This is a genomic window from Myroides injenensis M09-0166 (assembly GCF_000246945.1).
Lineage (GTDB): Bacteria > Bacteroidota > Bacteroidia > Flavobacteriales > Flavobacteriaceae > Flavobacterium > Flavobacterium injenense.
On sequence record NZ_BAEX01000004.1, the window covers coordinates 50,140 to 73,203 of the forward strand.

Annotated in this window: 14 protein-coding genes; 6 read left to right on the top strand and 8 right to left on the bottom strand. The window is 30.5% G+C overall.

Going from position 1 to position 23,064, the window contains the following annotated elements; genetic code table 11:
- Positions 1–1,096: 1,096 nt before the first annotated feature.
- From RH98_RS01420 to RH98_RS01440, 5 genes are all read right to left on the bottom strand, one after another.
- Positions 1,097–2,425 (bottom strand): RagB/SusD family nutrient uptake outer membrane protein, encoded by a 1,329-nt coding sequence (locus RH98_RS01420; RefSeq protein WP_010249687.1) that lies wholly within the window; start codon positions 2,423–2,425, stop codon positions 1,097–1,099.
- 11 nt (positions 2,426–2,436) lie between these two features.
- Entirely contained in the window at positions 2,437–5,796 is a 3,360-nt protein-coding gene (locus RH98_RS01425; RefSeq protein WP_010249689.1) for a SusC/RagA family TonB-linked outer membrane protein, read from the bottom strand.
- 31 nt (positions 5,797–5,827) lie between these two features.
- The gene (locus RH98_RS01430; RefSeq protein ID WP_010249691.1) at positions 5,828–8,422 is read right to left on the bottom strand and encodes a zinc-dependent metalloprotease; all 2,595 of its coding nucleotides are present in this window, start codon (positions 8,420–8,422) and stop codon (positions 5,828–5,830) included.
- A 111-nt stretch (positions 8,423–8,533) separates the two neighbouring features.
- Entirely contained in the window at positions 8,534–10,081 is a 1,548-nt protein-coding gene (locus RH98_RS01435; RefSeq protein ID WP_010249693.1) for a histidine kinase, read from the bottom strand.
- Between the two features lie 14 nt (positions 10,082–10,095).
- Positions 10,096–11,322 (bottom strand): exo-beta-N-acetylmuramidase NamZ family protein, encoded by a 1,227-nt coding sequence (locus RH98_RS01440; RefSeq protein ID WP_026038668.1) that lies wholly within the window; start codon positions 11,320–11,322, stop codon positions 10,096–10,098.
- Between the two features lie 7 nt (positions 11,323–11,329).
- Between RH98_RS01440 and RH98_RS01445 the strand changes: the two genes are divergently transcribed.
- Positions 11,330–12,565 (top strand): ABC transporter permease, encoded by a 1,236-nt coding sequence (locus RH98_RS01445; RefSeq protein ID WP_010249697.1) that lies wholly within the window; start codon positions 11,330–11,332, stop codon positions 12,563–12,565.
- 457 nt (positions 12,566–13,022) lie between these two features.
- On the opposite strand, the gene RH98_RS01450 is transcribed toward RH98_RS01445, so the two are convergent.
- From RH98_RS01450 to RH98_RS01455, 3 genes are all read right to left on the bottom strand, one after another.
- Positions 13,023–13,634, bottom strand: a complete 612-nt coding sequence (locus tag RH98_RS01450; RefSeq protein ID WP_010249699.1) for a DJ-1/PfpI family protein — start codon at positions 13,632–13,634, stop codon at positions 13,023–13,025.
- 79 nt (positions 13,635–13,713) lie between these two features.
- A complete protein-coding gene (locus RH98_RS15970; protein WP_010249702.1) occupies positions 13,714–13,962 on the bottom strand; it encodes a helix-turn-helix domain-containing protein in 249 nt (82 codons plus the stop codon).
- A 53-nt stretch (positions 13,963–14,015) separates the two neighbouring features.
- Positions 14,016–14,717, bottom strand: a complete 702-nt coding sequence (locus RH98_RS01455) for a GlxA family transcriptional regulator (RefSeq protein ID WP_010249704.1) — start codon at positions 14,715–14,717, stop codon at positions 14,016–14,018.
- Positions 14,718–14,937: 220 nt separating this feature from the next.
- On the opposite strand from RH98_RS01455, the gene RH98_RS01460 reads away from it, so the two are divergent.
- The 5 genes from RH98_RS01460 (at position 14,938) to RH98_RS01480 (ending at position 23,020) form a co-directional block, all read left to right on the top strand.
- Complete coding sequence (locus RH98_RS01460) at positions 14,938–16,134, top strand: hypothetical protein (protein ID WP_010249705.1); 1,197 nt, start codon at positions 14,938–14,940, stop codon at positions 16,132–16,134.
- Between the two features lie 210 nt (positions 16,135–16,344).
- A complete protein-coding gene (locus tag RH98_RS01465) occupies positions 16,345–19,107 on the top strand; it encodes a TonB-dependent receptor (protein WP_237717493.1) in 2,763 nt (920 codons plus the stop codon).
- A 10-nt stretch (positions 19,108–19,117) separates the two neighbouring features.
- Positions 19,118–20,347, top strand: coding sequence for a DUF4876 domain-containing protein (locus tag RH98_RS01470; protein WP_026038670.1), 1,230 nt, complete (start codon positions 19,118–19,120; stop codon positions 20,345–20,347).
- An 8-nt stretch (positions 20,348–20,355) separates the two neighbouring features.
- The gene (locus tag RH98_RS01475) at positions 20,356–21,867 is read left to right on the top strand and encodes a DUF6850 family outer membrane beta-barrel protein (RefSeq protein ID WP_010249708.1); all 1,512 of its coding nucleotides are present in this window, start codon (positions 20,356–20,358) and stop codon (positions 21,865–21,867) included.
- Positions 21,868–21,877: 10 nt separating this feature from the next.
- Entirely contained in the window at positions 21,878–23,020 is a 1,143-nt protein-coding gene (locus tag RH98_RS01480; RefSeq protein WP_010249709.1) for a cytochrome-c peroxidase, read from the top strand.
- Positions 23,021–23,064: the final 44 nt, after the last annotated feature.

The window sequence follows — 23,064 nt, forward strand, 5'->3', positions numbered from 1 at the left end:
TAGACATGGAGTATTTATTTAAAAAATACTATGCCTTTATTAATCATTATATGCATTGGAGTAATTTATTCTTAAGTTAAAAATAATTGAAAATGTTAACCTTCAAGTGAATTTCTGTTTGCGCGAACGTTCCTAATTCTACTTATAGTACTATTTTTTGTCTTTTATAATATTTGATGTCGTCTTGACTTTGGTAGAATAAAGAAGGGGTGTAGAAATTTGTGCTGTTAAACAAACAAAAACTACAACCCTTTGTATTGTGTACTCCATATCGATAGTATAAAATTAGATATAGTTCCATACTAGCCACTTCCAGAAAGGGGATTTAGATAATAAGCCAATTCATGAGGTAGTTAATGCTATATTATGTAAACTAAAAAGTCTATATGACTTCATCTTTCTATTGCTCATTCAATTCATTATAGTTATTTCATTTTAAAAAATCTTTTTGAATAGAAGTGCTTGAAAGTGATTCATGGAATATCTAATACAACGTATGCCTTTATTACTCCTTTATCACTATAGAGGAAATGATTTTTTCAACAGTGCGTCAACAGTTCTTCAAGATTCCTTCAACAAATAGCCCTCTATATGGAGCAATCATGGGGAAGTGTTGAAGAAGTGTTGAAGGATTTCGCTCTAATGCTTATGAATACTGGCTTTAACAAGCACTCCAATTTTAACTCAATTGATTGTGTTTTGTATTAAGCTATTGTAATTTAGGTAGATATGTTTTTTTAGGATAAAAAAAAGTGAGGTACTTTTTTTGCTCAAGGAATTTTAGTGTTTACAGATGTACTTATAGCTTATTGATAATGTAAAGGATATATTAGATATAGAAATCTATTTTACTAATCAATTAATTAGTGGTAAAATACCTGTAGCAGGATTATTTTATTAATACTGATGTTGCTTTTGATTCACAGAAGCTTATAAAAATAGTTTAGACATAAACATATTTCGGAAAATTAGAAAGTTGAGATGAGTTCTATGAATAACATTGATCTGGATATATCGGAATAAACATAATTAAAGAAAATAGTGAATAAAAAAAAACTACTCTTTTAAAGAGTAGTTTTTAAGTAAGCGAGTTTGGCTATAAATTTGGGTTGTTTCGTTTAGCTTCTAATGGGAAAGGTAGGGTATATCTTGGGTCATTTTGTTTTAAGATATATTCTTTATCTCCCAATTGGTGAACAATTTGTTTTTGATCTAATCGACGCAAGTCATTCCATCGGTGACCTTCAAAAGCAAATTCTTTATATCGCTCTTCTAATATAAAAGCTAAGAATTGCTCTTGATTCAAACCAGTAAGCTTCTGTATAATATTACTAGCAGCTTCTGGTTTGTATCGACTAACTATCAATTGTTCTAAAGTATTTTTTGCTTCGCTTAATTGGTTTAATTGAACTAAAGCTTCTGCTTTATTCATATACAATTCAGCAGTTCTAAAACTTACTTTTGTATTTCCATCTCCTGTTTTAATTACTCTGTAGTTTTCACCATCTAGTTGAAATGACATTGAAAATCTTAAGTCGTTCTCTTTATCAAATGCATTAATTAATTCACTTGATACATAGGTGATATTTCTTTCTTGAGTACTAAAAGCATCATCAAGTGCCATCATATTTTCTACACCAGAATAATCTGTATATGCTATTTTAGAATCTTTGTTTAGATCTTGTAACGCACTTCTATAAGTCATCGCTTTTTCTGCACTCTCAATAGCAGCCTGGTAATTTTTTTGATAAAGATTAACTCTAGACTCTAATGCATAAACTGCAGGAATGGTAAAGTGATATTTTTCTTTGATATCAAAATTACTAACCTTCAAATATTCCTTTGCAAGATTTAAGTCAGCGTGTATTTGATTGTATACTGCTTCTATTGTTGACTTAGGTCCCTTGTTTTCTATATCTAATTCATTTTGTAACACTATACCTAATTCTGTTTTAGCAGTATTAGTATCGTATGATTTAGCATATAAGTTTACTAACTCAAAATATGAATAGGCTCGTAAAGCATAAGCTTCCCCAATTAATTGATCTTTTTCATTTCCTGCTTCCATTGTTTTACCACCTTCCAGGATAGTGCTGTTAGCATAGAAAATAGAAGTATAAAATGCAGTATAAGGGAATACTTTAGTTTGAGAGCTTGGTGCAAAGTCATTATAAATATAAATGTCTTTGATTCCTAAGAAAGCCTCATTATCAGTTTCCACAAATTTAACTTCATCAGTTCGTAATGTCGTTAAAGATTTATGCTTAGGATATTGCACGTATCCACTTCTTAAGAACTTTTTGTAATCTTCTACAGTTTTAGGAATAATTTTTCCTTCGGGTTCTATATCTAAATATTTGTCGCAACTAACTGTTGATAAACTCAACATTGTAACGCAACCTAATAATAAAAGTATTCTTTTCATAATGTTACAAATTAGAAAGTTAAGTTTAATCCTAGTGAAACCGATTTTGAAATTGGTTGAGCATAGATATTTCCATAAGACTCTGGGTCAAAATAACCTTTGTAGCTAGTACCAAATACAAATAGGTTTTTAGCTTCTACTGTAATTCTTGCATTATCTAATTTTATTTTGCTCAATAGTGATTTTGGGAACGAATAACCTAAACGAATACTACTAATTCTCATATAGCTTACATCTTTAGCCCAAATGTCTAAATAGTTATATCCATATCCGTTATCCCCAGAACCATACCATTTAGTTAACATCCAATTATCATTTCCAGCATAAGGATCAGCTCCAGTTATACCTGGTAATGTTCCATTAGTATTATTTGGAGACCAAACGTTTAGTATTTCTCTACTATAATTCATTCCTGGGTCAATATCAGCAGATCTATATGATGGTCTTCTCATCACAGTTTGCTTTAAATTGAAAGCTGCTGATATAGTTAAATCAAAATTTTGAATTTTAAAGGTGTTAATAATACCTCCAGTAAATTTCGGATCAGCATCTCCTAAGTAAGAAAACAGTTTTCTACGTTCAGCTACTGATAATTTTGACTCAACTAAATAACCAGGCAATTCATTTGCCCAAGGATCAATTAGGTCAAAGAATTCTACTCCTGTAACTTTTTCTCCATTTTTCCAGAAAAGGATATTCCCATTGTCATCAAGTCCAGCTGTTTTAAAACCAAATACTGAATTTACTGGTTTACCTTCTCTAGATGGTAAGAATTCGTTGTCTTGTACTTGAATACGATCTACATTACTTTTATTTTTAGCAAAGTTGATTGTAGTAGTCCAGCTAAAGTCTTCTGTATTAATATTTCTTGTTGTCAAAGAGATTTCAAAACCTTTGTTTGTTACTTGAGCCCAGTTCATATTAGTGAATTGGAAACCTGTTTCTAAAGGCAAAGCTCTTAATCCAATTAAATCTGTACTCTTACGATTATAAGCATCAAATTCTAAGGCTATACGATTGTTTAATACTCCTAAATCAAAACCTAAGTTAGTGTTTGTTGTTTTTTCCCATCTTAAAGTACCATTAGGAGGAGAAGTAATAACAATAGTAGATTCTGTATTTCCAGGTAATATAGAAGTAGTACCATATTCTCCAATTAAAAATGGTGACGTTGTTCTATCTATATTTCCTTGTAAACCATAAGAAGCACGTAAACGTAGATTATTAATAAAATCAATATTCTCCATAAAGCTTTCTCCTGATACTAGCCAAGAACCTGATACTGCCCATAATGGTAAATATTTATATTTAGGATCTACACCAAATAAATTTGATCCGTCATAACGCACACTTCCAAAAATTGTATACTTACGATCATAAGTATAAGCAGCTGTTCCAAAGAAAGAAGCATAAGCATTTTCAGCTTTTGTCTTTCTATAAGTTTCATAAAGTTTCTGTCCAGACTCTGAACTACCAGCTGGGAAATTTATTTGTTTAGAAGTTAAAGTGTTTGGATCATAACCAAAACCTTTAGATTTTATTTGAGTACGATTTTCTCTTCTTAATTCCATACCTGCCATAAGATCTACTTCGTGTTTATCATTAAAGATAGCATTGTAAGTAGCTTGTGTTTTCCAGTTGTATTGGAAATAGTCATCACTAAGATTCTCAATAATTCCACCATCAGGCAAGAAATATCTGAATTTATCAGGACCAGTTACTGTGCTATCATAATATCTAGTATTCTCTCTAAATTTTCTAGTAGCATACGTTTCTTTCCCTAAGTATTTTTCAGTCTCATTTTTGTCAAATTGAAGCCCTAATTGAGAGGTAAATTTCAAATCATCTAATATTTGATATTCTATGTCAAATACTGCTTTTAATGATTTATTTGTCAATTCATAACTTGTATTTTCTCTTTCTTCTAAAAAGTTGAAAGGAACATATCTGTTATCAGTACCTTGTATATCTCTGTCGTAAAAATAACTGCCATCCTCATTATAAATAATGTTATATGGATTTACATTTCTAGAATAGTTTGCAGGATTGGTATCTGAATTTGAATCCGTTGTAAAACTTTTCTTTTTAGATTGTGTACCAAATAAGGCAGCACCTACTTTTAATTTATCGTTGATATAGTAATTGTTTTTTAAGGTAATATTGTAACGTTCGAATCCAGTTCCATAAGTTGTCCCTTGTTCGTCATAATACCCTAATGAGAAATAATAATCTGAGTTGTCATTACCACCAGACAAGCTTAAACCATATTGTTGGTTTACTGTAGCGCGATAAAGTTCTTTACCCCAATTAGTATTATTATTTCTTAATTTGTTTATGTTATCTTGAGTTGCTTGCGAAAGTGAGCTAAATCCACTATCTCTGTAAGAATTTAATTCACCTGAAGCATTTAAGATACGCATTATTTCACCTTTGTTCTGATACCCTGTCTGAAAATCATCTCTAGAAGCAAGCATTAACTCAAAGTCTACTTTCTCAGAAGAATTCATTAAGTTAAGTTTTGAGAACTTAGGTCTTTCATTAATAAAGGTATTAGCAGTGAAATTAACTTTCATACTACCTTTTTTACCTTTTTTAGTTGTGATTACAATTACTCCATTTGCTGCTCTTGCACCATAAATAGCAGTTGCAGAAGCGTCTTTTAGAATTGTAATATCTTGAATATCATCTGGGTTTAGTCCAGCGATAGAAAAGTTTTGTAACTGATCAATATTCTCTCTATCGTTAAAATTAGGTACGTCATTACCTTCTAAAGGCATCCCATCAATAACCCATAGTGGATCCTGTGGACCATTTAAAGATGCTGTCCCACGTATTCTTATTTTAGCAGGACCTCCAGGTGCACCTGTTGGTGTGGTTACTGCTACACCAGCAATTTGACCAGCTAACATTTGATCAACACTAGCTACACCTACTTGATTAATATCTGCCATGCTAACTTGGTTAACAGAAGAAGTTAATTTTCTTTTCTCGATAGTTTGGTAACCAGTGATGACTACTTCATTTAAGATGTTGTCATCTGTACCTAGGGTTACAACATAGTAATCTTTTGTCCCTAGAGTAACTAATTTTGATTCGTAGCCAATAAAACTAATACGTAAGGCTTTTGTATTAGCAGGTACATCAAGTGTGAAATTCCCATCAAAGTCTGTCATTGTACCAATACTAGTACTTTCAATGATACCTTGCTGAGCTGTCTCATTAGATAATGTTTGTGTTTCAACGATTACAGAAGCACCAGGTAAGCCTAGTTTATCTGTAGCATCTTGAACAAGCCCGGTGATTGTTCTTTTCCCTTGGGCAAAACCAAAAGAAAAAGTTAGTAGGGCGAAGAGGAGAAATAATTTCTTCATTGTTTCAATTAATTGTGGGGTTAGGGTATCTCTATAGACTTAGCGCCTCGTCAATTCTATTGATTATATCAACATAATGAGCTTTAGTCGCCGCATCACCTGTATTTTTCTTTTTAGTAAGTAAAGTTTTTATATTCATTAACTCTCCTTTTTTATATGACGTCACTTCAGAAACTCTTTTCATTACTGTAAAGCTGATGTTTCTTAAATTATTATCTTCTTCAATGTGGTTACACAAAGTAGGAAGTTGTAAATTATGAGTTGTCATTAAGAGACTTTTCTTACTTGTTTTTTCAAATAATTTATTCACATCGATAATTAATGCATCTACATAATTCTTTTGCGTCATTCTTTGCAAAATAGATAGAGATTTGCCTTTTCTTGTTGCAGCAAAAATCTCACCATTGAGCATAGTAAACAAATCATTTATTGTAAATTTTTTAACATTATTTGTTTCTACTGCAATTACTTCATCTTCAAGAAGACGTAATAAGCGTTCATCCATTAATGTATAATACAAAGTAGTGTATTGTAATTCTCTAGCTAATGAATATGGTGAGTATTCATATGGACCTACAGGAGAGTCTTTTAAGCCGTAAGTTTTATCTATAACTTCATTAAAAAATAACCATGTTGGAATATTTAATGCATTGTCAATTAAATATTCAACCGCTCTTTTTTGAGTTTCATATGGGACAGATTCATAGGCTTTTTTGTTGTTTCCGTAAACCGTATGATTTAAATAAATCCCTCCAATATTAGATAGAACATGTTGGTTATACATTTGCCATTGACCAACAGCTCCCATGTATAATTTACCAGCTTCATAATAATTCTCTCCTTCGTCGTATGTCCAAGGAATAATATTATCTACAACTATTTTTAAATTTTTAAGACCATACTCGCTTGCTTTCATTGCATCGTCACCTAAATCTTCTGATTGTGATCTTGGGTCAACAATATTTAAGAAACTTTGTTGCTCTCCATAGAAATACATAGGATCATCTTGATGATCTTCAATCATTTTTCGCAATGCTTTCTTCTCAGTTTCTTGGTCAGGATACCAGCGGTAACCCCATTCAATAGCGTATTTATCATAAATACCTATTTTAGGTGTAATTGCTGTTACTCCATCTTCTGGTTGAGCAACATAGTTATAACGTGCATAATCCATGATAGATGGTGCAGTTCCTCCCATTTTATCAGTAAAGTCTTTTGAACGTAGTGAATCAACTGGGAATGCAAATGAAGCTCCCATATTGTGTTTTAATCCAAAAGTATGTCCTACTTCATGTGATGATACAAAACGAATAGCTTCACCCATGTGCTCATCAGTAAACTTATTTGCTCTAGCTTTTGGATCAATAGGACCTGTTTGAATTCTCATCCAGCTGTGTACAGAAGTCATTACATTATGCCACCAGATGATATCTGATTCTAATATTTCACCACTTCTTGGATCCATAACTGATGGTCCCATAGCATTTGATTTTGGCGATGCAGCATAAGTAATTACTGAATATCTAACATCATCAATATCAAAATCTTTATCGTCTTCCGTAGGTTCTTTTGCAATAATAGCATTTTTAAAACCTGCTTGTTCAAATGCAACTTGCCAATCGTGAACACCTGCAATTATTTTTTTTCTCCATTGTGGGGGAGTAGCAGGGTCGATATAATAGACAATAGGTTTCTTTGGTTCTACTAATTCTCCGCGAAGATACTTATCGATATCTTCTTCTTTTGGTTCCATGCGCCATTTTGTGATATACTCACGCTCTTCCATTTTGTGTTGAGCATCGCTAAAGAACCAACTCTTTTCAGTAAAGAATCCAACTCTTTTATCTGCAATTCTTGGTTGCATAGGCTCTTTAGAAAGCAATACAATATTGGTAGTGACTCCCAAAGAAACTGGCATATCTCCCGTACCTTCATTTACACTTGTTGTAAGTAAAGACTTTACAACAATATTCTCAGGGAAAGTTTTAATCCCTTCAATAAAAGATAAATTTGTTTTTATAGAAGTAGGAAGACCTAATCCAGTAAGTACATCATTAAAGCTTTTTTGATTTCCATCAAATACTTTATTTACCTTGATTACTGTAGCTGTTGAATCTGGGGATTGAGCTTCAATATCAAATACTTCTAATACTGATTCTATAAAGTTGTTTTTTACTGATTCAGTAATTGCATCTTCTTTAGGAGAAGTTACACGAACAGTTTGAGTTTTAACCCAAACTTTATTTGCTAATGTGTCTTTGTGAAATGTAATTAATTTATTTTCATAATTCATTCCTTTGTTAGCACCAGCATCGTTTACTTCTAATGGTACTTGGGATAGTTTGTTTACAATTAAAAACTCACGTGTTAATAAGCTATCAGGAATTTCAAAATACATATCCGTTTTAACTTGGATAGTATTAAACATTCCTTTTTTATAAACTCCTTTTTTTAGTAATTCAGCATAGTTGTTTTTTTTGCTGTCAGTAGAGTCTTTTTCTTTTGTAACTTCTTTACTTGTCTTAGCGCTTGTTTTTTTCTTTATTGCATAGGTTGGGGTAGCCTGTAAAATGCAACAAGATAATAGTAATGCGCTAATACTTAGTTTAACCGTGTCTTTAATCATTCCAATGTTAAGTTATCGTTAAGAGCCTAAAACTATGATTCTTAACTATAACCAAGAAATTTTTTGGAGTGAGTGGATAGAATAGGGGAGTGAATGGATAATTTTAACATTTTAGAGATAAGGCAGTATACAAGTAAACGTTGCATCATCTTGTATTGTTTTAAATTTATCACATCCATAATAATTATAGATTGATTTTAAATATTTTAGACCAAAGAGCTCACTATTGGTCTTAATGTTTTTCGGTTGGTAATTATTGATTACTGTAACTTGATTTTCTTCTATAATAACTTGAACTAATAGCGGGTTCTCTATCGTTGCAATATTATGTTTTAGGGCATTTTCAACTGTTATTTGTAAAGCTAAAAAAGGAATCCTTCTGTGATGTTTAGTTTGTCGTTTATCAATTAAATCGAAGTGCAATTCTTGTTTGAATCGTATCTGCTGTAAAGTAATAAATTGCTTAATAAAACTTATTTCCTCATTTACATCCACGATATTATCTGCAGGTGGCGTAATTAAGTAACGGTATGTTTTGCTTAAATTAAGTGTGAATTTCTGCGCTATTTTTCTATCTAAATCAATTAACATATAAAGTGAGTTTAATGAATTAAAAAGAAAATGTGGGTTGATCTGATTTTTTAATTGTTGCAGTTGTATTTGTGCATATTCTTTACTTATTTTTTCATTTTCTACAGCTAATAATTCTTTCTCCTTATATGCTTTTTTGTTCAAAGTATTAAATAAATAGATTAGTAAAAATATTAATGAAATGGTTACTACAAATATTAAAGAGGTGTTCTTTTTTATAGGAGCAGTATTTTCATCTGTATTTACTTTAGGGAAATTGATTGCTATATAACCATCAAAGTTTTCAGAATTAAATGTATGAACATATCTAAAAATATCAATATTTATATATTCAGAGGTAACGATCGGCGGGTTTTTAAAATTAGTAGGTGATATTGTATCCTTTGGAGTCAAATTGTTTTCTCTAAAAAGGTTTTTTCCAATAAACGCTACTTCGGGATGGTAAATGCACAATCCTTCTCTCGTAAAAATATAAGCATAGTTAGCGGTAGTATCATCTATGAGAGTTAGATATTTATGAAATGAATTCATATCAATTGTAATTCCATAAATAATTTTATCACCAGACGGAAGTGTTTGATTATGATTAATTATCCAGTAATATATACCATGTATATTTATAAAATGATTAGACTGAGAAAAGAATAGATCAGAATCTAACTTCTGTAAATAGAAATTATCTTTTTCATTAATCGGCTGTTTTCCTAAGTAATAATCTTTAATATCATTTTTGTCATTAAGTACGATATACCAGTTTAAATCAATAATGTTACCGTGGTTATATACGTCATTAAGTACCTCAAATTTTAGTGGTAGTAAATTTAGTGGAGTAGAAGATATAATAGAATCTAAAGATGCTATATGATCATCTAGTTTTTTAAATTCTAATTCTAAAGAATGGAGTTTTTGATTAAAATTTTTATTGGTTATGTATTTATAAGTTTCAATGTTATTTTTATTAATAGCAGAACTAAGAATATAGAGTGCAATAATAGTAATCGCAATAATAGCAATTCCAATAAACGTAAAAGCTTTACGAGAAATAAAAATTTTAGAATTAGGACTCAAAATATAGTTGACTATTAATTATAAATTAGATAAGGTTTACGCAATGTTTTGAAATCAGATATTCCTTCCACCCAGCTTTTTCTAATTTCTTTTTCTGATTTATTAGCTAATATTTGTGCTTTTAGTTCTGGTGTTCCTGCTAATTTTATAAAAAAGTTATTAAAGAATTTCTCTTTATTAGAACTGTTTTTGTAAGCTTTTAGTAGCCATTTTATTTCAAGCTTTTCGACATCTTCTTGTGTACTTAAATTTTCACCATAACAAAGCTTTCCCTTATTCATAGGGTCTTTTGCACCAGCGTTTGGCTGTGGGGTAAAACTAAAAGGCATATTAGTTAAATAAGGCGAACCATATACTTGAAATTGTAGGTCTGTACCTCTTCCTGAACTTACATTAGTACCTTCAAAAAAGCATAAGCTAGCATATAGATTTACTGATTTATCATTAGGTAAATTTGGAGAGGGTGGTATAGGTAAAGAATAATGAGATGCTCGATTATAATTTAAATTAGGAACAACAGTTAATTTACATTGTATTCCATTTTTTAGCCATTTCTCACCATTAATCATTTTGGCATATTCTCCTATAGTCATTCCATGCATCGCTGGTATTTCATGCATGCCTACAAAGCTTGTATTCTCTTTTTTTAAGGTAGGACCGTCAATGATATTGATATTAGGATTAGGACGATCAAGCACAATTACTGGAATATTCTGTTCCGCACATGCTTCCATTAGATAGTGTAAAGACGATATATAAGTATAGAATCTTGCTCCTACATCTTGTAAATCAAATAGCATTATATCTATTCCTTCAAGTTGCTTTTCCGAAGGCTTTTTACTATTGCCATAAAGAGAGATAATAGGAAGCCCAGTTTTTACATCTTTACCGTCTTTTATTAATTCACCGGCATCTGCTGTACCTCTAAAACCATGTTCGGGTGCATATATTTTTTTTATTTTTATTCCTTGGTTAAGTAGACAATCTACGATAGATAAGTCATAATTATCGTTATCTAAGTTAGATCGTACTGCTCCCGTTTGATTCGTTAATATGCCTATATTTTTCCCATTTAATAAATATATATATGCATCAAAGTTTTCTGCACCTACAATTATTTTAGTTTCTATTTTACCCTTAGAAAGACTATTGTTATTAGCTAGAATATTAAAATTTAGCATAAATAGCCATGCGCTTACTAAGAATAAAAATGTATTTTTGAACATTGAACTAGAGATCATATTTACTTTGAAATTAGAATATTTTATTACTAAACGACTTATTGCCACTAAAGGGTATAAAAGTAGTATTTCTGCGCCAATAATTAAAATTGCTATTGCAGCTATTGCATTGGGAATTATTATGATGTTGATATCTGTTTCGACAGGTATAGGATTGAAATATAAGATCAGAGATAAAATATCAGCTTTTAGTGGTCATGTTGTTATTACTAATTACGACAATAATGTAACTGATTTGACATTAAAACCTTTGCCATTATCTTTATTAGATAAGAAAGTATTTAGGGAAGTAGAGGGAATTAAAAATGTACAGGTGTATGCTTCAAAAGCTGGAATCATTAGGACAAACACTTCTTTTGAAGGTATAATTTATAAGGGGGTAGATTCTTTATATCTTCTTGACGCAATTAAAGATTACTTAATAAAAGGAAGGTTACCAGAAATTGGTAATAAAATGAGTAATGAAATCGTACTATCAGAATACGTAGCTAATAGATTACATTTTGAACTTGGAGATAAAGTGACTACCTACTTTATGAAAGAATGGGGAAACAAGATTCCTAATGTAAGACAGTTTGAAATAGTAGGTATATATAATTCTGGAATGCAGCAGTTTGATGAAAATGTTGTAATAGGTGATTTAAAGCATGTACAGCGACTTAATAGATGGAAGGAAGACGAAGTAGGCGGAATCGAAATAGTTTTAAATGATTTTGAAAAAATTGAAAGTAAAGGAAATGAAATCTATTTAGGATTGCCTTCTACAGTAGATAGTAAAACAATTGTTGAAAAATACGCCAATATCTTTAGTTGGTTAGATATGTTTGATTTTAATATCATGGTCATTATTATTATTATGGTTGTCGTTGCTTCTATTAATATGATTGTAGCTTTGTTAGTTTTAATCTTGGAACGTACACAGATGATAGGAATTTTGAAAGCCTTGGGAGCAAATAATTGGAGTATCCGTAAGATCTTCCTTTATAATGCGTCTTATTTAATAGTGAAAGGTTTGTTCTATGGAAATGTTATTGGACTAGGAATCTTATTTATACAGAAATATTTTGGTATTATTAAATTAGACCCTTCATCCTATTATGTTAGCGAGGCTCCTGTGCTTATTAGATTATCAGATGTATTATTGTTAAATATCGGTGTAGTTGTAGTAGCAATGTTAGTATTGTTAATTCCATCTTATTTAATCACTAAGATATCGCCTATAAAAGCAATTCGATATGATTAAGGAAATAGTATTTTACACTGACTAAAAATACGAATCATAATTGTTTAACTATTAAATAACTTCTCGCGAAAAAATAGTTAGACTATTGATAAATTGGACGGTTACAAGTAGAATTATTAGCTATAGCTGTACAGTTATAGTAAGACGAGACAGAGATCCTAGGGGATGAGTCCATAGTGAGTCCATTGTAAGTCCATAATGCCTCTATTAAAACAAGGGGTTTCAATAGAGGCATTATGGATTTACTATATATCGAATCTAGATACATAGCGTAGGAAACTGAAAGGAAATTAGTATTTTGCTATACGGAGTGTTATTGTATGTGGGGTTTTAACCATTTTATTATTGCTATAAATAGTAAGATTATCTCATTAAGAAATAGTATGAAATTTGTCTTTATAAGATATGAAATTTTGTTTATTTATAAGAGTATACTGTTAGTTGCAATTATAAATAACTAGATTTTGTATTCAAAAATTTTGGTTATTGTTTCACCTATTTCTTCTCCTAATTGTTTTTTTACTAAATATATAGCGGCATCTATCCCTGCTGTTATCCCTGCAGTGGTGAGCAATTTATTTTCATCAACGTATCTAGTGTTTTTTTGGACATTGCACATAGGAACATACTTTTGTAATAGATCTTGTGCCATAAAATGTGTAGTGACATTGTGACCATTTAATATATTTGTTTTACCTAGTAATAAACAGCCAGTACAGATTGTAAACAATAAAGCACCATCTTCATAGTGTTTTTTTATCCAATTGATATAACTATTTTGAAATACTTCATCATCTAAGTATTTTAAAACTATATCTGGGTTGGCACCTGGTAATACTATAATATTTGGTTTTGGACAGTTATCTAGTGTATATTGAGGAGCAATAAAGGTTGTGCCTCCCTCTGTTATTACAATGTCGCTTGTAGCAGAGACTAAATAATTATGATAAGAGTTTGGTAGTATAATATTTGCTTTTACAAAAACATCTAAAGGACCATTCAAGTCTAGTGATTCGACTTCATTAAAAATAAGGAATGCTACATTTAATTCTTTTGTTTGTTGACTCATAATAGTTGGATTTAAACACTAGAATGCTTATTGAAGTATATACTTCAATAGAATTCTTGTGTGTTTAGTTTATAATTGTTTAATTATTTGCAGTAGAAGACTGGTAATAGTTTCTATACTGTTGAGGAGTTATATTGGTATATTTATTAAAAGCTTTTCGAAAAACATTATCAGAAAGAAAGCCTGATTTTATGGCTATTTCTGAAATAAGGAGATCAGTACATTCAAGTAAATGTTTTGCGTGCTCGATTCTTACTCTATCATAAAAATTACCAGGACTTATTTCTGCTTCTTTTCTAAATACTCTAGAAAAATTGCGTTCGCTCATATTAAAATATGCAGATATATCCTTAATTGTAGTTTGACCTTTTACTATATTATTTAAGATATAATTTTCGTTTTTTTTACTAAAGGTGACATTTCTAAATCTTCTGCTAGTAAGGAAGCATAGATTATCTGAGAATGAGAACGTTTTAAGTTTACTACCAAATGGCGTGAAATATTAGCAGCCATTTCTCGTCCTAGGTCTTCTTCTGTTAAGGCTAGGGCTAGGTCAATGCCCGAAGTAATTCCTCCAGAAGTATATATATTTCCATCTTTAAGGTAAATATGGTCATACTGCAAGTTTGTATTAGGATATTTCTGAGAGAAGAGATTTGCATACTTCCAGTGAGTAGTTACTCGCTTATTATTTATTAGTCCTGTTTTTGCTAGTAAAAATAAACCAATGCATATTGAACCAATGCGTATTAATGATGGATATATTCCTTTTATCCAATGTAACAAGGCAGGTTCATAGTCACTATTTAAATCGAGCGAAGATCCTGTTATTAACAAAGTGTCTATTTTTAAGTCAATGTCTTTAAATGTATAATCGCATTGAATTTTAACGCCAGAACTAGTAGTTATGATTTTACTATCAGTAAAGGATATTAAAATTATATTATAATATTTATTAGTATTACCATGCGTTAGTTCTAGTAATTGATTAGCTGTATTAAAGACATCACATGGTCCAGCCAAATCTAATAGTTGGGCTTCGGGGAGCATTAATAATCCTACAGTATGTTTTTCTATGTGCATGATAAGACTTCTTATTTCTATATGGCAAAGGTAGAATATAGGCTTTTAGTAAAGATGACAATAAACATGCTTTTTCTGCCAAAAAAGAAATATTCAAGTGCTGTAGTTGAATCGTTTTTTACTGATTATTGTATTTCGAATAAATTTTTTGTACAACAATAATATTTAATTAGTCTTAATAATAATAAATAGTACATTTGGCGATTAAAAATAATCAAATATGAATGTAAAAAAAATTACCCAAGGAATAGTAGTGTGCCTACTTAGTTTACTAACATTAAGTTGCAGTAATGATGACAATTCAGTCAATGAAAAATTTGAATTAGTAGTAAAAGCTAATTCTGCAAATTTTTATATTGGAGATGATGTCTTGCTTGAAGTAACTGATAGCAATGGTAAAGCTATCGATGATGCTCAAATAACAGTTAATAATGAATTAATTGATAATTACAAATTCATTGCTAAAGAGAAAGGTGAATTTTTTATTAAGGCTAGTAAAAAGGGCTATATAGACAGTCAGGTATTAAAAATCAAAATAAACCAAAAGACTATTGTTATAACTGCTGATAAAGAGCGTGCTAAATATGGAGATGAAATTACTTTTTTGGCCAAGGATGAAAGTGGAAAAGATATAACTAGTGATGTTAATTTCTATATAGACGCAAACAAGATTGAAGGGAATGTCTATAAAGTAGGGGATGTGAAAGCAGAGCAATTAATTGCATATGCTAGGATGAATGAAATAGTATCTAATGAAGTAAAGATTTTATTAGAACAACCGATATTAGAAAAAGTAATTCTTGGGAAGTGGAAATTAGAAAATTCGGCATCTCATGATGTATTCTATAATTTTTATGAAGGGAATACATTTGATTTTATCTATTTCGGTACTCTAATGGAAGGAGAATACAGAATTATAGATAATAAGATTCATTTAGATGTAATTAACTATGGATTTAAAATGACTGATTATTCTATTATAACTGTTAAGTCATTATCAAATAATGAAATAGATGTACATGTAACAGTTACAGGTGTACATGAAAATGGTCAAGCTGGCCGATTAGTCAGACAGAAGGAGGATCTGAATATTAACTTAAAACAATTAGAAGGTGAGTGGAATGCTGAACTAGATGGTAAGGTGATTCTTAATTTTGTTTTTAATAATGATGGATCTTGTAAAATAGTAAAAACGGAGAATGCTAATGGTTTGAAGAATTTAGAATCTATTGATTACTTAACAAAGTATAATAAATATTCTAAGAATACTATTATGATGGAAAACAGAAATGGTGCTTATACTTATTATTTAACAATAAATGAATTTATAGGTGAATCCGAAATAGATGCTGTATTATTTGAATATGTATTGTTCCCTCAGAAGTCAACAAATCTAATATTGAAAAAAGTATTGTAATAAACACTTATTTAGAAGAGTAAAATCTTTTCAAGAGAATTTTGCTCTTCTAAATATATGATTATTAATAGTTAGAATTAATGATTATATATTTTATTTCGATTAAGTCTAAATAAGTTGTGTATTTGAAAAAAGTGAAATACATTTGCGCACCCAAATTTTATTGTAATGCTACAGATTATTATAAAATGCTCACAATCAACCAAACTAATGATTACCCTTTTAATGTTAATAATAACGTTAACTGCCTTTGGACAAGAGCGGCATGTTGATGTTATTATACATGCAGTAAATCTTGATAAGAAAGATGTGTCTGAGGTAACCATTTCTTTGAGAGATGAGAACAATAGCTATTATGAGCTTACTAATGACAAGGGATTAGCCTTTGTAAAAGTTAAACCAAGTATTTATACCCTAGAAGTTTTTCATATAGGTTATAAAAGTTATTCCGAGAAAGTATCTGTTTTAGATAAAACTTTAATCAATATTTCGCTTACTCCACTTATAAATCAATTAGAAGAAGTTGTAATTACTGCCAAAGAAGGTAAAGGTGTTACCAGTAAATCTATTATTGATCGCGCTGCTATGCAACATTTGCAACCTTCAAGTTTTGCAGATTTAATGGAATTACTACCTGGAGGTAGAGCAAGTGACCCTAGTCTAAATGTAGTTAATAAAATTCAATTGAGAGAAGTAGGAAACTCAAGAAGTAACCAATATAATACTTCGTCGTTGGGTACTCTTTTCTTGGTAGATGGAGCGCAATTAAACTCTGGTGCCAACCTTCAGTATACGTATAATTTCCTAGATGACCAGAGTGTTTTAAAGAATTCAAAGATAAGTGTTTCTACTGGAGTCGATATGCGAACGATATCTACTGATCAAATTGAAAAAGTAGAGATAATAAGGGGTATTCCATCTGTTGAATACGGTAATCTTACATCTGGATTAGTTAAGATTATTAAAAAGAGTGGTTATTCGAAATGGCAAGCACGTTTTAAAGCAGATGGTTATAGCAAGCTGTTTGCTGTAAGTAAAGGTTTTGAAACTGATAATAATTGGAAATTTAATGTCGGTGCGGATTATCTAGATGCAAAACCAGATCCTAGAGATGATTTCGATAATTATAAACGAGTAACAGGTTCACTGCGTATTAATAAAGAAACAAATGTAGGTAATGGTAACTTGTTAACTTGGACGTCTAATCTTACTTATACTGGTTCACTAGATGATTCTAAAAGTAGTCCAGATACAGATCCTACTGGTCAAAATAGCTATAAAGTAGATAACCATTTTTATAGTTTCAGCAATATTTTATCTTTTGAAAAAAGCAATGAATCTTTTTTTAAGGGAGTAGAATTGCAGATGACGCTTAATCAAAGATTTGATAAGATTAAGCAGACAAAGTTTGTACAGCTTGAAGGAGCTACAGCATTACCTATTTCTAGAGAAGAAGGTGAACATGATGGGTTTTATCCCCCAGGAAGTTATTTGGCTTATTATGAAGTTGATGGAAAACCAATAGATATTTTTGCTAAGCTGATTAGTAACTTTCAATATAAAGTGAATCAAGTAGATAATCAAATTCGTGTAGGGTTAGATTATCAGTATAGCAAGAATAATGGTAAAGGTCAAGTTTATGATATTTACAGACCAATTAATCCAAAATCTACTTACCGAAACAGGGCTTATAAAGATATACCTGCTTATGTAACAGGAGCTGCTTTTATGGAACAAGAGTCATCTACAAAATTTGGAGAGCACTCATTGACCTTAGTAGTAGGATTAAGAGGAAATATGGCAATGAACTTACCTAAGAACTTTGTAATGAAAGATAAACTATATCTTGATCCTCGTGTCAATCTACAATATGGCTTGCCACATTTTGATTTAGCTGGTCGTGATTTAGCGATTGATGTTACTCTTGGATGGGGACAGCAACGTCTATTTCCTGACTTAGGATTACTTTATCCAGAATTGTATTACGTAGATAAACAACAATTAAATTATTATCATAACAATTCTGCTTATAGAACTGTCAATTATAAAACAATAATTTTTAATCCTCAAAATCTTGATTTGCTACCAGCAATGAATAAGAAAAAAGAGGTGCGTCTTGATTTAGCTTGGGGTTTTCATAATTTTTCAATTACATTCTTTAAAGAAAAGATGGAAAGTGGTTTTCGCTTTATGAAAGAATATGGAAGTTATGATTATAAAAAATATGATATTTCAGGAATTGATCATGATAATATTACTACGCCACCAGATGTGAATACATTGCCATATGAAATAAGAAATGAGAATTTCTTATATGGAATACAGCGAAATGGTAGTTCAATAGATAAACAAGGAATAGAGTTTCAATATAGTTCTAATCGTATTCCAGTTATTAATACTCGTGTGACAATAAATGGAGCTTGGTTTAGAACCATCTATGGAAATAGTGAAGGTAATTATGCAGCAGGACGTTATGACGGTTTAATTAATGGTAAGCCATATCCTTATTTTGGCTATTATGATAACTTAGAACCTAAAAGTAAATTTGAAGAATTTAATACTAATCTTTTTTTAGATACTTATATACCTAAACTTGATTTACAGTTTTCTACATCCTTTCAATTTGCATGGTATTATTTAAGAAAGAATCAACCTGCTAATGGAATCCCATCTCATTACGTTGATGAAAGAGGGAATATATTTGATTTTAATGAAGAACAAGCAAAAGGAACTTTATTGGAATATTTAATTTATCCGCAATTTGCTAGTAGCGAAAAATTGTATCGCACTCCTCTTGTGATGGATGTAAATTTTAAGGTTACCAAAAGCTTTAGAAATAAGCAAATAAACATATCAATGTTTGCGAATAAACTATTTAGCTATTATGCTCCATATTACTTAAATGGCACAAAAATAAATAGAAAGGGTACTAGGGATCCTTATTTTGGAATGGAAATTAATTTTAATTTATAATAGAAATACAATGATAAAACAAGTATTAAAAAAGCTTTGTCTATTACTAGTCGTAGTGGGCTTTGGAGCATGTTCATCTGATGATAATTCTACAGGCACGGAACAAACATTGACAACATTTGTACTTAATGATCCCGAAGGATTTAAAATAGAGGAGGTTAAACAAGTTGTTTTAACTTTAAAAGAGTTAAACTCTGGAAATAGTAGCACTATTGAATTGAAAGATAATAATAAAATTCAAAAATCAATTTTATCTGGGACTTACGATATCAGTATAGAAGGTACGGTAACTTATAAAGCAGAAGGTACAGATACTGCAGTTGAAGGAAAAATTGCTTCAGTTAATAAAGGTGTTATAGTAAGTGGTTTAGAAATGACAAAAACACTTAATACTTTTATTAAGGGAAATACAGGTGATTTTGTAATTGAAGAAATTTTCTTTACGGGGACTAAATCACCTGAAGGACAACAGTATGATGATGATAAATACATCAAGATAACTAATAACACTGAAGAAGTATTGTATATTGATGGGTTATTATTAGTTAAATCTAAATTCATGACTAATGAGAAAGAAGATTATCAACCATTAAATATGAATGCTGATTTTTATGCAGAAGCAGTACTACAGTTCCCAGGTTCAGGAAAGGATTACCCAGTAGAGCCTGGAAAGTCAATTCTTTTTGCTGAGTATGCCATTAATCATCAAGAATTAAATGCAAACTCAATTGATCTAAGCAAAGCAGACTTTGAAAAATATTTCGAATCAAATTCTGACGTTAATAACCCGCAAGTTACAGATTTGATTAATATTTATGACCAACTAGTAATTCATAACCAAGGATATTTTGCTTATGCTTTAGTAAGATTACCTGAAGGGAAAACAGCAGATATATTTAATGGTGAAAACTTAGACTATGTGCATGATTATAGTTATGATTTTGTATTTGACGATACAACGATTCCGATGCCTGATACAGCGATAAAAATTCCAAATGAGTATGTTATTGATGTAGTTAATTTAGGGGTTGTGGAAAGTCATTTATGGAATGTAACTAGTCCTTCATTGGATATGGGATATGCTTATGTATCAAAATTTGATGATAATGCAGCTAGATATGGTAAATCAGTAAGAAGAAAAGTAATAGGTAAAAATTCTAAAGGATTAGATATTTTAATGGATACTAATAATTCTTCTGTTGATTTTCAAAATGGAGTAAAAGCATCTCTACTTAAATAACTAATAGAATGAAGTACTTTCAGTTAATTGTTTATAGTTTTCTTTTATTTGCTTTAACCATAAATGCACAAGAACATGATTCTTTAGCTATTAAAATAGTTGATAAGGAAGATGTGTTACATGTTTTTAGTGAAACAGTTTATTCAAATCCTTCTAATTATTTAAACTATCGAAAATATAGTTTAACAGAGTTCAAGTTTGCAAATGAGAACTTGAATAGAAAAACCAATTTGTTACAAGAAGGAGGTAATCAACGGTTATTCGATATTAGTGCAAGTGCCTACCAAAAGTTAGATGGTAATAAAGCAGTATGGGGTCAAGCAAAATATAAACAAGGAAAACGTGAAAATGTACAATGGAATGAAAGTGCGGATTATGATAAAATCTTCCCTTATGTAGTCGCAGATAGCATAGGGGGAGATATTAAATATGAGCATTATCGATTTGAAGGTGGATATGTGCAACAAGTTAGCGACTTTAATATTGGAGTTTCGGGATATTATCAAGCTCAAGTGGAATATAGGAAAATAGATCCTAGACCTAAGAACGTCTCTAGTATTTTTGGTTTTAAGATAGGTGGCTCTAGAAATTTCCATGATAAAGTTTTTGTAGGTATTAATCTAGACTTAGAAAAATACACACAAAAGCATAGAATGAGTTTTTATAATCCTTTAGGCTCTCCTACAATATATCAATTAAGTGGTCTTGGAAATTATAATAGTTTACTAAAAGGCAAACGTAAAGATGCTTATTTCGAAGGTTGGACCTATGGTGTAGGCTTACAATTATATGAACCTCAAAATAAAACTTGGTTTTTAACTGCGGAAGCTAGATGGTTTGATTTCGAAAAACTATTGCCTGAGTTTTATGATTTACAAGTAGGCAAAATAAAAGATACGGAGTATAAATTTTCTATAGGAAAATTATTTATTCAAGATAATGTTCAGTGGGGGATCAGTATAGATGGGATATCTAAAGAAAGAGTAGGCACAGAGAACTTATTTATGGTTCAAAGTACTACTAATTATGTGAAAATAGGTGATGCTGAGCGATATAAATTTCAATCAAAAGTGGCAAGATTAAAAGGATTATGGAAGTATACACTACAACAAAATGTATTTAGTGTTATTCCTTTTATTGAATATAATCAAGTAATTGAACGTTATAAAGTACCATATTCAAAAACAGACATATCTTATTTGATTTATGGTATTAATGGTCAATGGTTATATCGTTTCCAAAATAAGTCAGTTTTAACATCTGCTATTAATTTTACATCTCAACAAATCTCAAAAGATAAAGCTATTTTTAGTTTTAGTGACAGCAATGCAATTAATCAAATGTTAGTCGCTAATTATAAATATCAAACGACAAGTAATTGGTCAACAACTCTAAAACTTCGTTACGATTTTCCTATTCCCGAAGTTATTAATGCTTTTGTAGGTTTTGATTTTAATTATCAACATTATTCACTAGGCAATAATAATGGTTATTTAGCGAGTATAGGAATAACTTTTTAAGAGCGAATGTATGAATATATTAAACAAAAATAAACTAGTATTAGTAGTAGCGATAGCGACATTTATTGGCTACACTAATTTTAATAAGATAACAGAAGTTTCTGATTATAAAGAAATAATAAATCAATATAAACAACCTATTAAATATTGGCCCCAGGCTCAAGTCGATGAAGGGATAGCATGGAAAGAATTTGAGGCAATTGATATTGACACATTATATTATGAGACTCAGGAATTGCCAGAAGTAGTTTTAGGTAAGGCTCTTTTTTTTGATCCTAAGTTATCAAAATCAAATCAAGTTTCATGTAGTTCTTGTCATGATCCTGAGATGGGATGGACTGATCATCGCCAGGTTTCATTGGGGAATGACCATTTACTTGGTGCTCGTAATACTCCAAGCCTTTATAATATTGCTGAACGAACATCTTATTTTTGGGATGGTCGTGCTAATACTTTAGAAGAGCAAGCTGGTGGACCATTAAGTGCACATCATGAAATGGATACAGATTTGTATTCTCTTCCTGAAAAAATAAAAAAGATAGAGGGATATAAACCTTTATTTAAAGAAGCATTTGGAGATGACAAGATTACATATGAAAGAATTGTTGGTGCTATTGCAACTTTTCAGAAAACTATTAAAAGTCAGCCAAGTCGTTTTGATAAGTTTTTAAAGGGGGAATATCAGTATTTAACTGATCAAGAGATTTACGGGATGCATTTGTTTAGAACAAAAGCTAGATGTATAAATTGTCATAATGGAAAATATTTTACAGATGAATCTTTTCATAATATAGGCTTGACTTATTACAAAAGAGAATATCAAGATTTGGGAAGATATTTATTTACGCGAAATCCAGAAGACGTTGGGAAATTTAAAACTCCATCGCTACGTGACTTATTAGTTACTAAACCTTGGATGCATAATGGATTAATGGATGATTTAGAAGGTATTGTAAATTTATATAATAGTGGGATGCATATGATTGATCCTACTCCAGAAGAAAAAGCAGCGGATCCTCTTTTTCCTATGACAGATACTTTGATGAAACCATTAGCTTTAAATGAGAAAGAAATTAATGCTTTGGTGGCATTTTTAGAGTCTCTATCAGGAAGTTATTATAAAATGGAAAGACCTGATTTTCCAAGAAAGTAATAAATAGTTTATTGACAAATAATAATAGAAGCCCTCCTTAACAG

Bases quoted from the DNA above. Each gene is read 5' to 3' on its own strand.
- RH98_RS01420 (WP_010249687.1), bottom strand. From the start codon at position 2,425: ATGAAAAGAATACTTTTATTATTAGGTTGCGTTACAATGTTGAGTTTA.
- RH98_RS01425 (WP_010249689.1), bottom strand. From the start codon at position 5,796: ATGAAGAAATTATTTCTCCTCTTCGCCCTACTAACTTTTTCTTTTGGT.
- RH98_RS01430 (WP_010249691.1), bottom strand. From the start codon at position 8,422: ATGATTAAAGACACGGTTAAACTAAGTATTAGCGCATTACTATTATCT.
- RH98_RS01440 (WP_026038668.1), bottom strand. From the start codon at position 11,322: ATGATCTCTAGTTCAATGTTCAAAAATACATTTTTATTCTTAGTAAGC.
- RH98_RS01450 (WP_010249699.1), bottom strand. From the start codon at position 13,634: ATGAGTCAACAAACAAAAGAATTAAATGTAGCATTCCTTATTTTTAAT.
- RH98_RS15970 (WP_010249702.1), bottom strand. From the start codon at position 13,962: ATGAGCGAACGCAATTTTTCTAGAGTATTTAGAAAAGAAGCAGAAATA.
- RH98_RS01455 (WP_010249704.1), bottom strand. From the start codon at position 14,717: ATGCACATAGAAAAACATACTGTAGGATTATTAATGCTCCCCGAAGCC.
- RH98_RS01460 (WP_010249705.1), top strand. From the start codon at position 14,938: ATGAATGTAAAAAAAATTACCCAAGGAATAGTAGTGTGCCTACTTAGT.
- RH98_RS01465 (WP_237717493.1), top strand. From the start codon at position 16,345: ATGATTACCCTTTTAATGTTAATAATAACGTTAACTGCCTTTGGACAA.
- RH98_RS01470 (WP_026038670.1), top strand. From the start codon at position 19,118: ATGATAAAACAAGTATTAAAAAAGCTTTGTCTATTACTAGTCGTAGTG.
- RH98_RS01475 (WP_010249708.1), top strand. From the start codon at position 20,356: ATGAAGTACTTTCAGTTAATTGTTTATAGTTTTCTTTTATTTGCTTTA.
- RH98_RS01480 (WP_010249709.1), top strand. From the start codon at position 21,878: ATGAATATATTAAACAAAAATAAACTAGTATTAGTAGTAGCGATAGCG.